The organism is Nocardia vinacea NBRC 16497, from assembly GCF_000308835.1.
GTDB classification, from domain to species: Bacteria; Actinomycetota; Actinomycetes; order Mycobacteriales; family Mycobacteriaceae; genus Nocardia; species Nocardia vinacea.
The window spans coordinates 18,388-33,714 of sequence record NZ_BAGN01000428.1 but is presented as its reverse complement, the minus strand read 5'-3'; the positions used below and the strand labels follow the sequence as shown (position 1 = coordinate 33,714).

Here is a 15,327-nt window from a genome sequence, read left to right as displayed (position 1 = left end):
GTCAGCTCGACTCGGCGGCCAGCACGCCGATCAGCGACGGGCACCACAACGTGGACTGCCTCGCCGGAACGGTGCTCTCAAACCTCGATATTCGACCTCAACAATCCGAATTGTTGCGATTCAGAGCACCTTTCGCCATTGCAGGGCCACTGCCGACTCATCTTGGGGCTGGCTGAGGTTGGCGCCCTCAAGTGTGTACTGATCGGCTCCGTTCGGCGACCCAGGCGGCGATCTGGGCGCGGTTGGTGAATCCGAGTTTGGTCAGGATGTGTTCGACGTGTCCGTCGGCGGTGCGCGGGGAGATGTGCAGTCGGGCGGCGATGGCTCTGTTGGTCAGGCCGTTTGCGACGAGGTCGGCCACCTCCCGCTCCCGGGTCGTCAGATCGGATGGACCCGGACCGCGAGCCGCAGCCTGCCGTTGCTCGCCCAGGGCATAGCCGATCGCGGCGTCGAGATCCATTGCGGCGCCTTCGCGATAGGCGACTTCGAAGGATCGCCGTCCGAGCGTGCGACGGGCCGCTCGTTCGCAGTCCTCGCCATGGACCACCAAGCTCGGGAAGAATACTGCGGAAGTGCCTGCCAACTGGTTCATTGCGTTCGTCGCGCCCAGCAACACGGCGGCGAGCCGCGCGCTGCCGGCCTGGACTCCCACAATCCACGCCAATGTTTCCAGGGCTGTCGAGGCCATGAGCGGGTCTTTCTGCTGCCTGATCAGTTGCAGCCACTGCCGCAGCTGCCGCAGCGCACCGTCGCGATCACCGTGGTGCCACGCGGCAACCGTCGTGCCCCACAAGGCATATGACCGATATGCGGAATCGCCATATGATTCGGTGATCGCGAGGGCCTTCCCATGGTACGAGAGAGCCGCTGCGCTGTCTCCCTGCGATTCGTGCGACCATCCAAGCCCGAGCAGGGCAAAGACCTGCCCGTGGACGTCGTCCTGCGCAGTGAACGACTCGAGCGCGGCTTCGAGAGGTGCGCATGCTTGCCTCGGGTCGCCGCTGCGAAGCGCATGGAGGCCGAGAGCAAGATTCGCGAATGCGTGCACGATCGGGCGCTCGGTCCGTTCGGCCAGCGCCTGCACCTGTGCGACCAGTGCGGACGCCGCGGTGCGGTCGTTCTGGGCTTCGGCCACCAGGACGGCACGCCACAACCCCTTGGCGTGCACGGCAGTAGCGGTAGTGGGCCGCCCGGCGAGGGCGAGGTCGAGCCAGTGCCGCGCCTCACCGACCTGGCCTCGGGAGAACCAGAACGGTTGCAACGCAGACGCTATCGACAATGCAGCGTCGGATTCCGCTTCGGTGTCGGTCAGGCAGAAGTCCAGTGCCTGGCGCAGGTTGGGTTGTTCGCGGTCGAGGCGGGCGATCCAGTCGAGTTGGCGGGGGCTGATCCAGTCGGCGTCGGCGTCCAAGGCGAGCTGTCGGTACCAGTCCAGATGTCGGCGCCGCAGGTCCGTGTACTGGCCCGCTTCATCGAGTTTGTCGAGGCCGTAGTCGCGCACCGTCTCGAGCAGCCGGAATCGCACCACCGAATCCGACTCCTCTCGGATCAGGATGGACTTGTCGACCAGGGCGGTGAGTACATCGAGCAGGTCCTCCGCTGCGAGGTCATTCCGGCACACCTGTTCGGCGGCGTCGAGTTCGAAGCTGCCGGCGAACACCGACAACGGGGCCCACACCTGTTGTTCGGCCGGGGTGCACAGCGAGTAACTCCAGTCGATGCACAACCGCAGGGTCTGCTGGCGGCTCGGCGCGCTGCGGCTGCCGCGGGTCAGCAGTGCGTATCGGTCGGTGAGCCGCGCCAGGATCTGTTCTGGTGACAGAGCCCGCAGCCGGGCCGCTGCAAGCTCGATCGCCAACGGCAGCCCGTCGAGCTGGCGGCAGATCTCGGTCACCGCGGCGACATTGTCCTCGGTGAGCGCAAAGCCCGGCACCGCGGCGGCGGCCCGTTCGACGAACAAGGTGACCGCGTCATAGCGGGCCGCACTTCGCAGCGAGGGCTGCCGATCCGGATCAGGAACGGTCAGCGGCCGCACCCATAGTAAAAGTTCCCCGCCGACACCGAGAGGCTCGCGGCTGGTGGCAAGGATCCGAAGGCGCGGGCAGGCGCGCAGCAAGATTTCGGAGACCTTCGTTGCCGCATCCACTATTTGTTCGCAATTGTCGAGCACCAGCAGCAACTGCCGCGAGGCCAGGTATTCGATCAGCATGTCGAGCACCGGCTGCCCTTGTACGCGCACCCCTAGAGAGGCAGCGATCACCCCCGGCAGCAGCGCGCCGTCGTGCAGCTGCCCGAGTTCGATCAAGCGCACCCCGTCGGCGAATTCTCGTTGCGCGCCGGTCGCCGCTCGTAACGCCAGTCGGGTCTTACCCACTCCACCGATCCCGGTCAACGTCACCAGACGGGAACTCGCCAGCAGATTCTTTGCCTCGGTCAACTCGGTACGGCGGCCGATGAAGCTTGTCAGCTCGAGGGGAAGCGGTCCGTTTGCGCTGACCGACGAACCGACCGGCGGAGCGTCGGTGTCCCGCGGAAACAAAGGAACCGGCGCATTTTCTTGCTGCTCGGCACTCGCTGCCGGCCGTACCGCCATCTCGTCGACCGGCCACCCGCGCCCGGCCTGCAGATTCTGCAGCTGCTCACCCACCGCCGCCGCGGAGGGCCGCTGCTCGCGCGGGCGAGCCATGGCATGTTCGATCACCGTCGAAAGGTCCTCGTCGATGCCTTCCTCGCGTAGATCCGGGACCGGCTGTGTGGTGATCCGCAGAAACTGGGCTACGACCTGTTCGCCGCTGCGCCGCTCGAACGCCGCGTGCCCGGTCAACGCGGCGAACAACGTCGCGCCGAGCCCGTACACATCGGCTGCGGGGGTGGGTGGCTCCCCGGCCAGGACCTCCGGCGCGATGAACGCCGGCGAACCGGTAACCGTGCCGGTAATGGTGTGGAATTCATCGGGGACGCGCGCGATCCCGAAGTCGGTCAGTGCCGGTTCACCGTAGTCGCTGATCAGGATGTTGGCGGGTTTGACGTCGCGATGCAGGATACCGAGTCGGTGCGCGGCCTCGAGGGCCCCCGCAAGCTTCACCCCTAGCCGCACCGTCTCCGGTACCGACAGGGGACCGTGCCGGCGGATCCGGGCGTCGAGGGAGTCCTGCGGATAGTAGGGCATCACCAGATACGGCAGCCCGGATGTGATGGTGCCGACCTGCAACACTCCCACGATGTTCGGGTGCCCCGTCAGCCGGCCCATCGCCCGCTGCTCCCGAATGAACCGCTGCCGGTTTCCCTCCTCCAGGGCTGCGGTGAGCACCTTGATCGCCACCGTCCGGTCCAGGGCCGCCTGGGTGCAGCGATACACCACACCGAACCCGCCGCGCCCGATCTCCTCGGCGTCGGTGAATCCTGCTTCTGCCAGTTCCGCCGTGACCGCCGGGATCACGGCGCGCTGAGTCTTCAACGGGTCGATGTCGCCCATACGCCGGTCCTGCTCCGTGATGTTCTTCACGATACCGCCGGGTCGGCTGCGGCAGTATTGCCCTGTGGTAATCGCTTCCAGCGAGACAGCCCCGCCAGCTGCGACTTCACTACACCGGTGGCAAACCGATGATCACATTTTGCACACCCCGGCCCGGGCATGCTGAAGCGGCAGGTTCCTGCCCAGTTCTGACATCGACGCCAAGTCAGTGACTACCGCTTACGCCGGTATGGTTCGGCAGGCACAGTCCCTGATGCGGTTCCCACCCGTGGCCTGCCGACCGACTGCGCCTGCACCAGGCGTGTGCTCCGGCGGGTTTTCCCCCCTGGGTGGCCGACATTCCCCTATGGCTCGGGACATATGGCTGATTGAATTTCGCGACAGCAAACCTCGAGCCGGATTCCTTTAACGGCACACGAAGCCCGACACACCTACTTGAAGTCCAGCGCCTATCAGGCGGCCTGCGACTTTTCGGAATCAGCTCTTTCGACGACTTCTCATCACCGTAACTGGTATTCACACGGAGGAAATGTTTCGTGAATCACACAGCTCGAACACGCCTGGGAATTGTTGCTGCAGCGGCAGCGATCGCCGTTGTCTTTGTTGCCGAAAACGGGACCGCGAACGCTACGACTGTGGATCAGGAACCGATCACTGTCTTAGCGAGGTCTGAAGGCGCCCCGGAGCAGGGCGCGCCGACGACGCCGCTCGCCCCTGTCGCCGATGCTGCCAGCTATCAACTGCTCGACGCCGTGGCGGCGCCCATGGAGCTCTTCCCCATTGCGACGCCCACCCCTCAGGTCCCCGTCGCGCCTGCAACCGCTACACCTGTGGATGCGCAAACCGACATCAATAATGCTCTCAATCAGGCCGGCAATGAGTTCATGCTAGGTGTCACCGCGGGCAGCATGGCCGGTGGCGTCATCGGGCTCGTCGGCGGTTGCATCGTCGGCGCGGTGGTCGGCGCGATCGGAGGGTGCCTGCCCGGGCTGGCGCTGGGCGCCGCTCTGGGCCCGATCATCGGAGGGGCTGTCGTCGGCATCCCGGCCGGGATCGCGGGACTGATCCAGGCGTACAACACACTTCACGACGCCGGGGAGATCAGCGCGTCGATCCCGGCCGCGTCCTGACACGGAATCCCGCCCGGCGTGCCGGCGAGCCGCGGCTCGCCGGCACGCCGCCTTCAATTGCTTGCTCGGGTCGGCCCGAAATTCTTCCGACCTATCCGGACCAGGCTGTATGTCCCCCGTTTCCCGCCGGGGACTCGTTGGTCACTGAGCGAACTGCGCACCATCTCGCACGACCGAAAGACAGCAATGAACGACATGCATATCCCGGCCGCAGCCACACCGGACCGAGCCGATATCGCGCCAGGTGCCGCTCGAGGCCCTGATCGACAAGTCACTGTCGGCTGGATCAGCGCTTTCGCCCTCGGGTGGCTCGGAATCTGGATGGCGCAACTGACGTCGTTCCAGCTGATCCTGCCTGAGCAACTGAACTCGGCGCTGGGCATCGGAGCTGTTCTGCGCCAGGATAATTGGCAGCGCAGCGTGGTCGACTTCGGTATTATCTCCGGCTTCGCCGCGCTGTGTTCCGCGGTCGCGTTCCCCGCGGCGGGGGCGCTCAGTGACCGCACGACTAGTCGTTTCGGTCGCCGTCGGCCGTGGATCATGGGTGGAACCCTCACCTTCGCGGCCGCACTCGCGACCCTGAGTGTCCAACACACCACAACCGGGGTCGCCATGTTCTGGTGCCTTGCGAACATCGGTTTCAGTGTCGCGTCCGCAGCCCTGACCGCGATGATCGGTGATCAAGTGCCGAAGTCCCAGCGCGGCGTGGTGTCCAGCTGGATCTCGGCACCCCAGGCGTTGGGGCTCATCCTCGGAATCGTGCTGATCTCCGTCCTGGTGCTCGACGTCGGCCCTTCCTATCTGCTGATCGCGGCGCTATTGATCGTATGCATCGCACCGTTCGTCCTGATGACACCCGATCCGCCGGTGCGAATCGACCACACGGGACGGCGGTCCGCGCTGCATCTGCTCGCCGTGCACGACTTCCGGTGGACATTGATCGGACGTGTGCTGGTCAACCTCGGGAACGCGGTCGGGACGGCGCTCACCCTGTATTACTTGCAATTCGGGCTCGGGGTTCCGCACCCGGATACCGCACTCCTGACATTGACCGGTAGCTACATGATGTGCGTTATCGGCGTGTCAATCGCCAGCGGCTGGTTATCGGATCGTATTCAGCGCCGCAAACCGTTCGTCTTCGTCGCGGCGATTCTGCAGACCATCTCGGCCATCGTCATCATCTGCACCGGAACGGTGTCAGGGGCAACGATTTCCGGGGCGATTACCGGTGCCGGCTTCGGTTGTTTCATGTCGATCGACCAGGCTCTGGCCGCCGACGTCCTTCCCGACGGTGAACATAACGGCCAAGAACTCGGAGTGATGAACATTGCGATGGCTGTCCCGCAAGCCCTCGGTCCGCTGGTCGGGGCGTGGGTGATCGAGCTGAGTGGCGGCTTTTCAGGACTGTTCGCCGTGGCAGCGATCTTGACCACTCTCGGCGGTTTCTCGGTGATGAAAGTGAAGAGCGTTGCCTGATCAATCGTGCTGATCGGCTCGCCGACAACAACGAATACGGGCTTGCCGCATCGGTATGGACCAAGGACATCGATGTGGCTCTCCGCCTGGCGCGGGGCGTGCAAGCCGGTGGGGTTTCGGTGAACGCCTACGGAAGGCGACATCACCGTGCCCTTCGGCGGCTGGAAGCAGTCCGGGATTCGGCGGCGCGGAGAAGTCCACGTCCGCCTTCCACCAGTGGACACGCGAGAAGACTGTCTGGATCCGTATTCAATGATCCCCGGGCCCTTCAATCGCCGGCCAAGGGTTTCCGGGCAGAGCTGGGAGACAGCTGGGGGGGGCAGCTTTCCGACATGACGCAGGGATAGGTATGAACCAGTGACTGTTAGCGTTTTCGACCTCTTCTCGGTCGGCATCGGACCTTCCAGCTCTCACACCGTAGGGCCGATGCGGGCGGCAGGTCGGTTCGTGGACGAGCTGACAGTGACGGGCGGGCTTGCCGCCACCGCAATGATTCGGGTGGACCTCTACGGCTCGCTGGCGGCGACCGGTCTCGGCCACGGCACGTTTCCGGCGGTCATGTTGGGGCTGGAGAGATTCAGGCCCGAGACTATCGATTCCGAGCAGAGGGAGGCGCGACTCGCGACGCTACGTGTCGAGGGCGTGATACGTCTCGGTGGACTCGTGCCAGTGCCGCTGACCGAGGACGACATCGTCTTGCATCCGCTGACAGTGCTCGATCGTCACCCGAACGCCATGAGGCTCACGGCCTTCGACCAGCATGGTCGCGAACTGTATGCGCAAACCTACTTTTCGATCGGGGGCGGGTTCGTCGTCACAGCCGACGAATTCATCGATGGCCCGGGAAACCGAGGTATTCGGCCCCCGATGGCATTCAACTCCGCATCGGAGTTGCTGCGGCTCACCGCCTCACATCGGATGGCGATCAGTGACGTCATGCTCGCCAACGAACTCATCAGGCATACCGAGCCGGAGATCCGGGCTCGGCTGCTGCACATTCGTGACGTGATGGTGGCGTGCTACGAGCACGGCATCTCGCGGGACGGATTCCTGCCCGGCCCGTTACGGGTGCGCCGCCGTGCCCGAAACTGGTACGAACGCCTGTCCAACGAGGATCCGAGCCGTGATCCGGCCAAGGCCGAAGACTGGGTGAATCTGGTTGCGCTGGCGGTGAACGAGGAGAACGCCGCAGGTGGGAGGGTGGTGACCGCGCCGACCAACGGTGCCGCAGGCATCATCCCGGCTGTCCTGCACTACGCGACGAATTACACGCGAATGGGTCAACAGGATCCGGAGGAAACAGCCGTCAGATTCCTGCTCACTGCTGGCGCTATCGGGTCGTTGTACAAGGAACGAGCTTCTATCTCGGGTGCAGAGGTCGGTTGCCAGGGCGAGGTAGGCTCAGCGGCCTCCATGGCTGCCGCCGGTCTGGCCGAAATCCTGGGCGGCACATCGGAACAGGTGGAGAACGCTGCTGAGATCGCGATGGAACACAGCCTCGGCCTCACCTGTGACCCCATCGGTGGACTGGTACAGATTCCATGCATAGAACGCAATGCGATCTCGGCGGGCAAGTCCATCAACGCCGCCCGCATGGCGTTGCGCGGCAATGGCATTCACCGCGTCAGCCTGGACGATGTCATCGAAACGATGAGATCCACAGGCCGGGACATGAGCGCCAAGTACAAGGAAACATCGACCGGCGGCCTAGCCGTCGTCGTCACGGTCAACCATGTCGAATGCTGACACCGCCCCTACAGCCGCCGACCGGATTCCAAGGTGCCTTGACTCGCAACCAGTGGCGTGGCGTCATCGACTTCGCCAGCGCGATAAACGCCAAAATCGTGTCGTCGTTCGTCATCAGCGACGGCGTACGCGACGAATCAGGTCGGTCACCCGAGCAAGCGCAGCGCTGGCTGGAGTTCACCCCGGTAGGTGGAGCGCGCGACCCGATCGCCTTGCACGCCAACCGTTCCGACATGCTCAACACGCCTCGAGCATGTCCACGGTGCAGCGCTTGGCGGCCGGGCTCAGAATTTCCTTCGCCACCTGTTAGAGGAGTGCGGAAAATTCACTCGAACGCCTCGCGGTGCCATCGGTGACACAAACGCGTGCGTCTAGCGGCGTTGCTGTCTTGTCTGCGCCACGCCTCCGGGGGCCCGAGTGAGCTGGAACGTCGTCTCAGAGGGTGTTCGAACACGGATTTGCGTCATGAACCGCTCCATGCACATCGAGGCTGGTGGCCGGGGTGGGTCAGGCGATGGAGACGATGATCGCGCTGTGGATGACGGTGACGATGAGACCGGGCAGATGCTGGGCAATCATCGCGACGATCGGCTGAATATGGCGATCGCGGCGGGCCACGACGGCGACCGTGCGCGAATCGATGACGTGGATGGAAGCCAGATCGCCCACCGTGGCGGCCCGGACGGTGTCCCCCGGGAGGAGCGGGGCAGGCAGCGCGCCCACCGCAGCCGGCACCGGGGTGATCACACCGGCCTCACGCGGTCGGGTCCCGGCGGATCGATGGATGGCGGGCGGGGAGAGAGTCGCAGAGGTCGTCATCGCATTCCTAGCAATCGCTGAAGGGAACTTCGAAACTGGCAGATGTCTCAACTGACACCCGAATGCAGAGCCGCACCAGAACACTGATTCAGCTACCGCATATGCACAGCCTGTCCGACGGCAAACGCGCAGGCCAGGGCAATTCGGCCCACATCGCAGGGGACCTATGTCAGCTGAAATCCGTGCCGCGCATGGATACGATCCAGGGCGGAAGGGCCCACCGGGCCAATAGATAAACGGGACGTCACTCTCATCCTGGATGACCCCAACAGGCGGTCGGCGACGCGCTGGGAGGCAGCGAACCAGAAGGACTGCACGATGCGGTCGATGTTGCGATTGTCGCGCGACCGGGCCACGCAAACGGGGCGGTTGAGGTCAGGGCCCCGCGGGTTAACGACAAGCGTGTCGATGCGGAGACAGGCGAGCGCAGGCGGTTCTCCTCGGCGATCGTGCCGCCGTGGTGCCGCAAGTCTCCGAAGATAAGCGAGGTGCTCCCGCTGCTCTACCTCCACGGCCTGTTCAGCGGGGATTTCGTACCTGCCCTCGCCACGGTCACCCGGCTCACGCAGCAGTGACAGGCCGACCACAAGGCGTTCGGCGAGCGCGACCTGTCTGTAACCGACTACGTGTATATCCGGGCGGACGGCATCCATCTGCGCATACGTCTGGTCGAGGTCAAGTCCTAGGTCCTGGTGCTCATGGGCGAGCGCGCCGACGGCGCCAAGGAGCTGATCACCATGGCCGACGGCTACCGCGAATCGGCCGACTCCTGGGCCGACCTTCTGCGCGATTGCCAGCGCCGGGGCATTCACGCCCCCGTCCTCGCCGTCGGCGACGGAGCCCTCGGTTTCTGGAAGGTTATCGCCGAGGTGTTCCCCGAGGCCCGGCATCACAGGTGCTGGGTTCACAAGACCGCGAATGCTCACACAGCTCGACCGGGTACTTCCTCCTCGACGACACGACTACATCACAGAAGACCAAGTCCCCGGACTCACGGGGGGACTCAATCTGCGACCAGACCCAGGGCGTGCGACTGCTGGAAGCAGCGTTTGCTATGCGGATCCGAGCCACTATCCCACTAGTTCAGCCGTTCGCTGGAGATACGCTGTTATTGAGGAAGTGTGGACACACGTGCTACCCGTTACGGGGGAACACGCCTGCGAATGGTGTCGAGCCGATGAGTGAGGACGATCCGGTGCGGACAGTTCGTGAGGTGTCTACGCATGTCACTGAGGAGTTGAGCGCGGCCGGGTTCACCGATGCCGAGGAGATCGGGCGTGGCGGCTTCGGTGTGGTCTATCGTTGCGCCCAGCCCGACCTGGATCGGACGGTGGCGGTGAAGATCCTCACCGCCGATCTGGACGAGGAGAATCTGAAGCGGTTCTTCCGGGAACAGCGAGCGATGGGCCGGCTGACCGGGCACCCGAACATTGTCACAGTGTTGCAGACGGGTACCACCGTGGGCGGGCGGCCCTACCTGGTGATGCCGTATCACCCGCAGGATTCGCTGGATGCACGGATCCGCGGGCAGGGCCCGCTGCCGACCGAAACCGTGTTGTGGATCGGGGTGAAGATCGCTGGAGCGCTGGAGACCGCGCATCGGTTGGGCATTGTGCATCGGGATGTGAAACCGGGAAACGTCCTGCTCACCGATTACGGTGAGCCGGCATTGACCGACTTCGGCATTGCGCGCGTGCCAGGGGAGTTCGAGACAGCCGCGGGTACTGTGACCGGGTCGCCGGCGTTCACCGCGCCGGAAGTGCTCGAGGGCGAAGCTCCCACCCCAGCTGCGGACGTCTACGGGCTGGGTGCCACCCTGTTCTGCGCGTTGACTGGGCATGCGGTGTTCGAGCGGCGCAGCGGTGAGAACGTGGTCACCCAGTTCCTGCGCATCGCCACCCAACCGGTACCGGACCTGCGCGAGCACGGCATCGCCGCCGACGTGTCCGCGTTGGTGGCGACGGCGATGAGCCGCGACCCGAGCCAGCGGCCCTCGGCGGCAGCGCTCGGGGAGGCGATCCGGCAGGCGCAGCGCCGCCACGGGTTTGCGGTCGAGGAGATGGCACTGCACACCGAGTCGGCTCGTGAGCATCCCGGTCCGAACTCGTTATCGCAGGTGCGGCACCCGCCGGCGGCGCCGGTGATAGTTCGGGGCGGCGGTCTACCGCTGGAGTTGACCAGTTTCGTCGACCGTCGTACCGAGGTGGTGGAGGTGAAGAATCTGCTGTCTGCGGCCAGGCTGGTGACGCTGACCGGGACCGGTGGTGTCGGCAAGACCAGGCTGGCGCTGCGGGCCGCTGCGGCCGTACACCGGAAGTTCGCCGACGGGGTGTGGCTGATCGAGCTGGCCGAGGTCTCCGACCCGGAGCTGCTGATCAACGTGGTGGCAGTCACCCTCGGCCTGCGCGACGGGGCGGTGCGGCCGTTGCATGAGGTGGTGGTGGAGTTCTTGTCCGCGCGCGAGTCGCTGCTGGTGCTGGACAACTGCGAGCAGTTGGCAGCCGCGGTGGCGGAGCTGGTCGAAACCTGGCTGCGCGCCTGCCCACACTTGCGGATCATGGCCACCAGCCGCGAACCATTGGACATCGGCGGCGAGGCGGTGTTACGGGTGCCATCGCTGACGGTGCCGGACTTGGATCGTGAGCCGTCACTGCGCGGACCGGCCCGGTACGACGCGGTGACATTGTTTGCCGACCGCGCCACCGCGGTGGTGCCTGGCCTTGAACTCTCTGACGACGACAAGGTGACCGCGGCTCGCATCTGCGCCCGGCTGGACGGATTACCGCTGGCGATCGAACTCGCCGCGGCCCGGATGCGCACGATGTCACCCGAACAGATCCTACGGCGCCTCGACGACCGATATGCGCTGCTGACCCGCGCCAGCCGCACCACGCCCACCCGGCAGCAGACCCTGCGATGGTGTATCGACTGGAGCTACGCATTGTGCACTTCCGCGGAGCAGCGGATGTGGGCCTGGCTGTCGGTATTCGCCGGGGGCTTCGAACTCGACGCCGCCGAACAGATCTGCGGTGCCGATCCGGCTTGTGGGAGTCCGGTCGATATGCTGTCCTCGCTGGTGGACAAGTCGATCCTGATCCGCGGCGAGTCCAATGGCGTGGTGCGGTTCCGGATGCTGGAGACGGTGCGCGACTACGGTTGGCAGAAACTGCGGGAGTCCGGACAGGAGCACCATGTGCGGCGCCGACACCGGGACTGGTGTCAGCGGCTGGTACTGGACGCCGAGGACGGCTGGATCAGCGACCGGCAACTCGACTGGCTCGCCCGACTCGACCGTGAGCAACCCAACCTTCGCGAGGCACTCGAATACTGCCTGAGCCAGGATGACCAGGAGGCGGCCGAAGCCGGGCTGCGCACCGCAAGCGGACTATTGATCTTCTGGATGTTCCATGGTCTGGTCGATGAAGGTCGACGCTGGCTCGACCGCGTCCTTGCCCGTCCGTGCGCCCGCTCGATACCCGACCGCGTCAAGGCGCTGCACGCCGGCACCGTGCTGGCGGCGATACAGGACGACCGCCAAGCGGCGACCGCTTTCGTGGAGGAGGTGCACGCGCTCGCCGGACAGGCTCGCACCCCCGTGGCCAACGCGCTCGCCGCTTACGCCGATGGTGTCCTGGCCTTCATTCATGGGGATCTTGCTTTGGCGTCCCGTTCCCTCGAACGTGCTGTCGAGGTGTTCGGTGCGAATCGGCCAGCGTGTCTGCGCATTGCTGCACTCTCCCTGCTTGGTTGGGTACAGGCTATGCAGGGCGATACACAACGGGCGATCGAGGTCAACGAGCAGGTATGTTCGGTCACCGAGCGGTGCGGCGAACCGGGCTTCCGGTCGGCCGCGCTGTGGGGCCTGGGCATTACGGCATGGCGGCAGGGCGAGCAGCAACGGGCACGAACGTTGATCGAGGAAGGATTGCGGGTCAACCGGCAGGTACACAGCCCTGTCGTGGCCGCCTTCGGGCTCGAGGTGCTGGCCTGGGCCGTCGTCGCCGACGGTGCCGCCGAACGCGGGGCCGTGCTGGCCGGGGCCGCGCAACAACTGTGGCGGTCCGGGGGTAGCGCTGAGCGCATCCTCCCAGGACGATCGCACTATCACGACGAATGTGACCGAATCGCGCGGGCGACCCTCGGTGCACGCAGGTTCGAGGCGGCCTTCCGGCGCGGCCAGGCGATGACGTTGGACGTCGCGGTGGCTTACGCCCTCGGGGAGCAGTCCGCGGACACGACCCCCACCCCAGGTTCGTCCGTGGGTCTGACCAAACGGGAGCAGCAGGTCGCAGACCTCATCGCGCAAGGCCTCACCAACAAACAGATCGCTGCCGAACTGGTGATTTCCCAACGCACCGCCGACGGCCACGTAGCGCACATCCTCACCAAACTCGGATTCACCTCCCGCGCACAAATCGCGGTCTGGGTAGAACAAGGCACCGAACACCAGGATCGTGGCACTGTCTGATCAGGACCCAGGGTGCAGGCCGACCAAAGCGCCCGATCCCGACGCTGCGGCCCAGATAGCCTTCGCCGCGGGTTCCTCTGTTCTCGTCCTTCGGGTCATCTACCGCCCCGGATTCGCAACCTCGATCACCGCTGACACCCTCATGGAGGGTCCTACGGCGCTGGTCCAGTGCTATCTGTTCGCCTGTGCGGTGATCTCTCAGCGCGCGGTGCCGAGCCCGGCGAAGGTGTCCGCGACCCAGTCGGCGATGAAATCGCGGACGTGCGGCAGGTGGTCCAGGCCGATGTGCTCGGTGCCGCCCTCTTCTGCGGTGAAGATGCGCAGTTCCCGTTTCGGGCTGTTGACCGCCTGGTCATAGGACCGATGTGCGTATTCGACCGGGATCTGCCGGTCACCTTCGCCATGGCAGATGAGGAACGGAGCCGTGATCTGGTCGACCACGCCGTCGAGGTGGACGCCATCCGCGTACGCGATGAATTCGTCGAGATCGTCGAATCCCCAGACCCACAGCACGTGTTCCCAGTAGTGCGGTACCGGACGCTCGCCTTCGCGTTCGAGGCGGCGGCGCTGGACAGCACCCCAGTTGTGGTTGGCGCCCCAGGCGACCACCAGGGCCAGGCGCTTCTCGAATGCGGCCGCGCGGGGGGCGTAGTAACCGCCCAGCGACCAGCCGGCCAGGCCGATGCGTGCTTCGTCGACATCGTCGCGGGTCTCCAGGTAGTCGACGCAAGCCGTCGCCCAGCCTTCCGTCGCGATCCGTGCGGTCAACCCACGCAGGCGCAGTGCCTCACCACTTCCGGGGGTGTCGACGATGAGGGTGGAGATGCCGCGGGCGGCGAATTCATCCTGGACGCCGGAGGCGTAGCCGTGTTCCTTGGTGCTGTCCAGGCCGTTCCACAAGATCATCACCGGTGCGGGGGCGTGGGCGGCGGCCGGCGCCTTGGTGAAGTAGCCGGGCAGCGTGGTTTCCTCGAAGGGGATTTCCACCTTGCTGGTGCGCGGGTCGTCGTTGTCGAATGCCTTCTGCTGCAATTCCAGCACGCGACGGTAGGTGTCCAGGCGCTGCGGGGCGGAGGCGTTCTGCATACGTTCGGCCTGGCACAGGTAGTTGGTCGCGCGTCGGTACAGTTGCCCTGCGGTCCGGTGGTGGCCAGCCTTTTCCGCTGCCTGGGCCTGGCCGACGAGCAAGTCGGTCAGGTCGGTCCAGGCCCGCAGGAAATCCGCGGTCCCGGCGTCTTCGCCGCGCGTGGCGGCCTCACGGATCGGGCGGCAGGCGCGGTCGACCTCGTCGATCGTCCCGCCGCTGTTGAGGGTGGCGACGACGCTGAGGTTCCAGACGTAGTTTCCGGGGAAGTATTCGAACATCAACATTTCCTTCGGTGGGGAGGAGTGCGGGGATTGGGTCTCACGATCCACGCAGCGCATCGCTAACGGATTTGACACCGCCGTGCGCGGTCATTCCGCCGTCGATGGGGATTTCAGCACCCGAGATGAACGACGCGGCGTCGCTTAGCAGAAACGCGACCAGAGGCGCCACCTCGGCCGCGGTGCCGCCGCGGCCCAACGGCGTCTCGGCGATGTTGGCGGCCCGGAAGGCCGGGTCGGCCGACTGCGTCATGGCAGTGTCGATATAGCCAGGATGCACGGTGTTGACGCGGATGCCGTATGGTCCCAGTTCCAGGCAGGCTGCCTTGGCCAGGCCTCGCAGCGCCCACTTGCTGGCGGTGTAGGCGAGCGGGAAGTGACCGGTCAGCGCGGCGGCCGAACCGACCACCACGACCGATCCACCGGCACCGTGCGCCCGGCCGGGCGGAGCCGTCGCTCGCATGAGTGGCGTGACGGCCTGGATCGCCAGCAGCGTGCCACGTACGTTCACCGCGTGCACCCGATCCAGATCCGCGGGTCGCAGTTCGGTCAGCCGGGCTCGCCAGGTGATACCGGCATTGGCGACGAGGCCGTCCACCCGGTCGTGGCGGTCGGCAAGTTCGACGGCCAGCGTGGCCCAGCCGGTCTCGTCGGCGACGTCCAGTTGTCGGTACTCGATGCCATCGAGGGGCTCGGCCGGTTCCGAGGTGCGGTCGAGAGCGACGACCACGGCCCCGTTGTCATGCAACAGCCGGGCCTCGGCCGCCCCCATGCCGCGACCGGCACCGGTGACCAGCACCACCTTCCCGGCGAGCCCCGGTGATGTTCCCGAAAGTGACTGTGCCATA

The 15,327-nt window shown here is 65.5% G+C and carries 9 protein-coding genes and 1 pseudogene; 6 read left to right on the top strand and 4 right to left on the bottom strand.

The genetic code is table 11. The features are described 5' to 3' along the window. Positions 1-187 precede the first annotated feature (187 nt). Positions 188-3,475, bottom strand: coding sequence for a protein kinase domain-containing protein (locus ON44_RS45400; RefSeq protein ID WP_040701653.1), 3,288 nt, complete (start codon positions 3,473-3,475; stop codon positions 188-190). Positions 3,476-4,011: 536 nt separating this feature from the next. Between ON44_RS45400 and ON44_RS45395 the strand changes: the two genes are divergently transcribed. The 4 genes from ON44_RS45395 (at position 4,012) to ON44_RS45385 (ending at position 7,827) form a co-directional block, all read left to right on the top strand. Further along, positions 4,012-4,605 carry a hypothetical protein gene (locus ON44_RS45395; protein WP_157187648.1) on the top strand — a complete coding sequence of 198 codons (594 nt, stop codon included), beginning with the start codon at positions 4,012-4,014 and terminating at the stop codon, positions 4,603-4,605. 321 nt (positions 4,606-4,926) lie between these two features. Next, a complete protein-coding gene (locus ON44_RS45390) occupies positions 4,927-6,081 on the top strand; it encodes an MFS transporter (RefSeq protein WP_245567578.1) in 1,155 nt (384 codons plus the stop codon). Beyond that, positions 5,976-6,428 carry an aldehyde dehydrogenase family protein gene (locus ON44_RS54365; protein WP_218007786.1) on the top strand — a complete coding sequence of 151 codons (453 nt, stop codon included), beginning with the start codon at positions 5,976-5,978 and terminating at the stop codon, positions 6,426-6,428. Before ON44_RS45390 ends, ON44_RS54365 begins: the two co-directional genes overlap by 106 nt. A gap of 10 nt (positions 6,429-6,438) precedes the next feature. After that, on the top strand, positions 6,439-7,827 hold the full coding sequence (locus ON44_RS45385) for an L-serine ammonia-lyase (protein ID WP_040701651.1): 1,389 nt from the start codon (positions 6,439-6,441) through the stop codon (positions 7,825-7,827). Between the two features lie 507 nt (positions 7,828-8,334). Here ON44_RS45385 and ON44_RS45380 read toward each other — a convergent pair. Continuing rightward, positions 8,335-8,646, bottom strand: a complete 312-nt coding sequence (locus tag ON44_RS45380; protein ID WP_040701650.1) for a hypothetical protein — start codon at positions 8,644-8,646, stop codon at positions 8,335-8,337. Positions 8,647-8,954: 308 nt separating this feature from the next. On the opposite strand from ON44_RS45380, the pseudogene ON44_RS53315 reads away from it, so the two are divergent. Beyond that, positions 8,955-9,584, top strand: a pseudogene (locus ON44_RS53315) (transposase); the annotation flags it as partial. Positions 9,585-9,823: 239 nt separating this feature from the next. Beyond that, on the top strand, positions 9,824-13,114 hold the full coding sequence (locus tag ON44_RS45370; protein ID WP_040701648.1) for a protein kinase domain-containing protein: 3,291 nt from the start codon (positions 9,824-9,826) through the stop codon (positions 13,112-13,114). A 198-nt stretch (positions 13,115-13,312) separates the two neighbouring features. Here the strand turns inward: ON44_RS45370 and ON44_RS45365 are convergent, their stop codons facing one another. Next, positions 13,313-14,479, bottom strand: a complete 1,167-nt coding sequence (locus tag ON44_RS45365; protein ID WP_040701705.1) for an alpha/beta hydrolase family protein — start codon at positions 14,477-14,479, stop codon at positions 13,313-13,315. Between the two features lie 40 nt (positions 14,480-14,519). Beyond that, positions 14,520-15,326, bottom strand: a complete 807-nt coding sequence (locus tag ON44_RS45360) for an SDR family NAD(P)-dependent oxidoreductase (RefSeq protein ID WP_040701647.1) — start codon at positions 15,324-15,326, stop codon at positions 14,520-14,522. Position 15,327: the final 1 nt, after the last annotated feature.

Excerpts from the sequence above, each read along its gene's own strand:
- ON44_RS45400 (WP_040701653.1), bottom strand. The coding sequence starts at position 3,475 with ATGGGCGACATCGACCCGTTGAAGACTCAGCGCGCCGTGATCCCGGCG.
- ON44_RS45390 (WP_245567578.1), top strand. The coding sequence starts at position 4,927 with ATGGCGCAACTGACGTCGTTCCAGCTGATCCTGCCTGAGCAACTGAAC.
- ON44_RS45380 (WP_040701650.1), bottom strand. The coding sequence starts at position 8,646 with ATGACGACCTCTGCGACTCTCTCCCCGCCCGCCATCCATCGATCCGCC.
- ON44_RS45370 (WP_040701648.1), top strand. The coding sequence starts at position 9,824 with ATGAGTGAGGACGATCCGGTGCGGACAGTTCGTGAGGTGTCTACGCAT.
- ON44_RS45365 (WP_040701705.1), bottom strand. The coding sequence starts at position 14,479 with ATGTTCGAATACTTCCCCGGAAACTACGTCTGGAACCTCAGCGTCGTC.
- ON44_RS45360 (WP_040701647.1), bottom strand. The coding sequence starts at position 15,326 with ATGGCACAGTCACTTTCGGGAACATCACCGGGGCTCGCCGGGAAGGTG.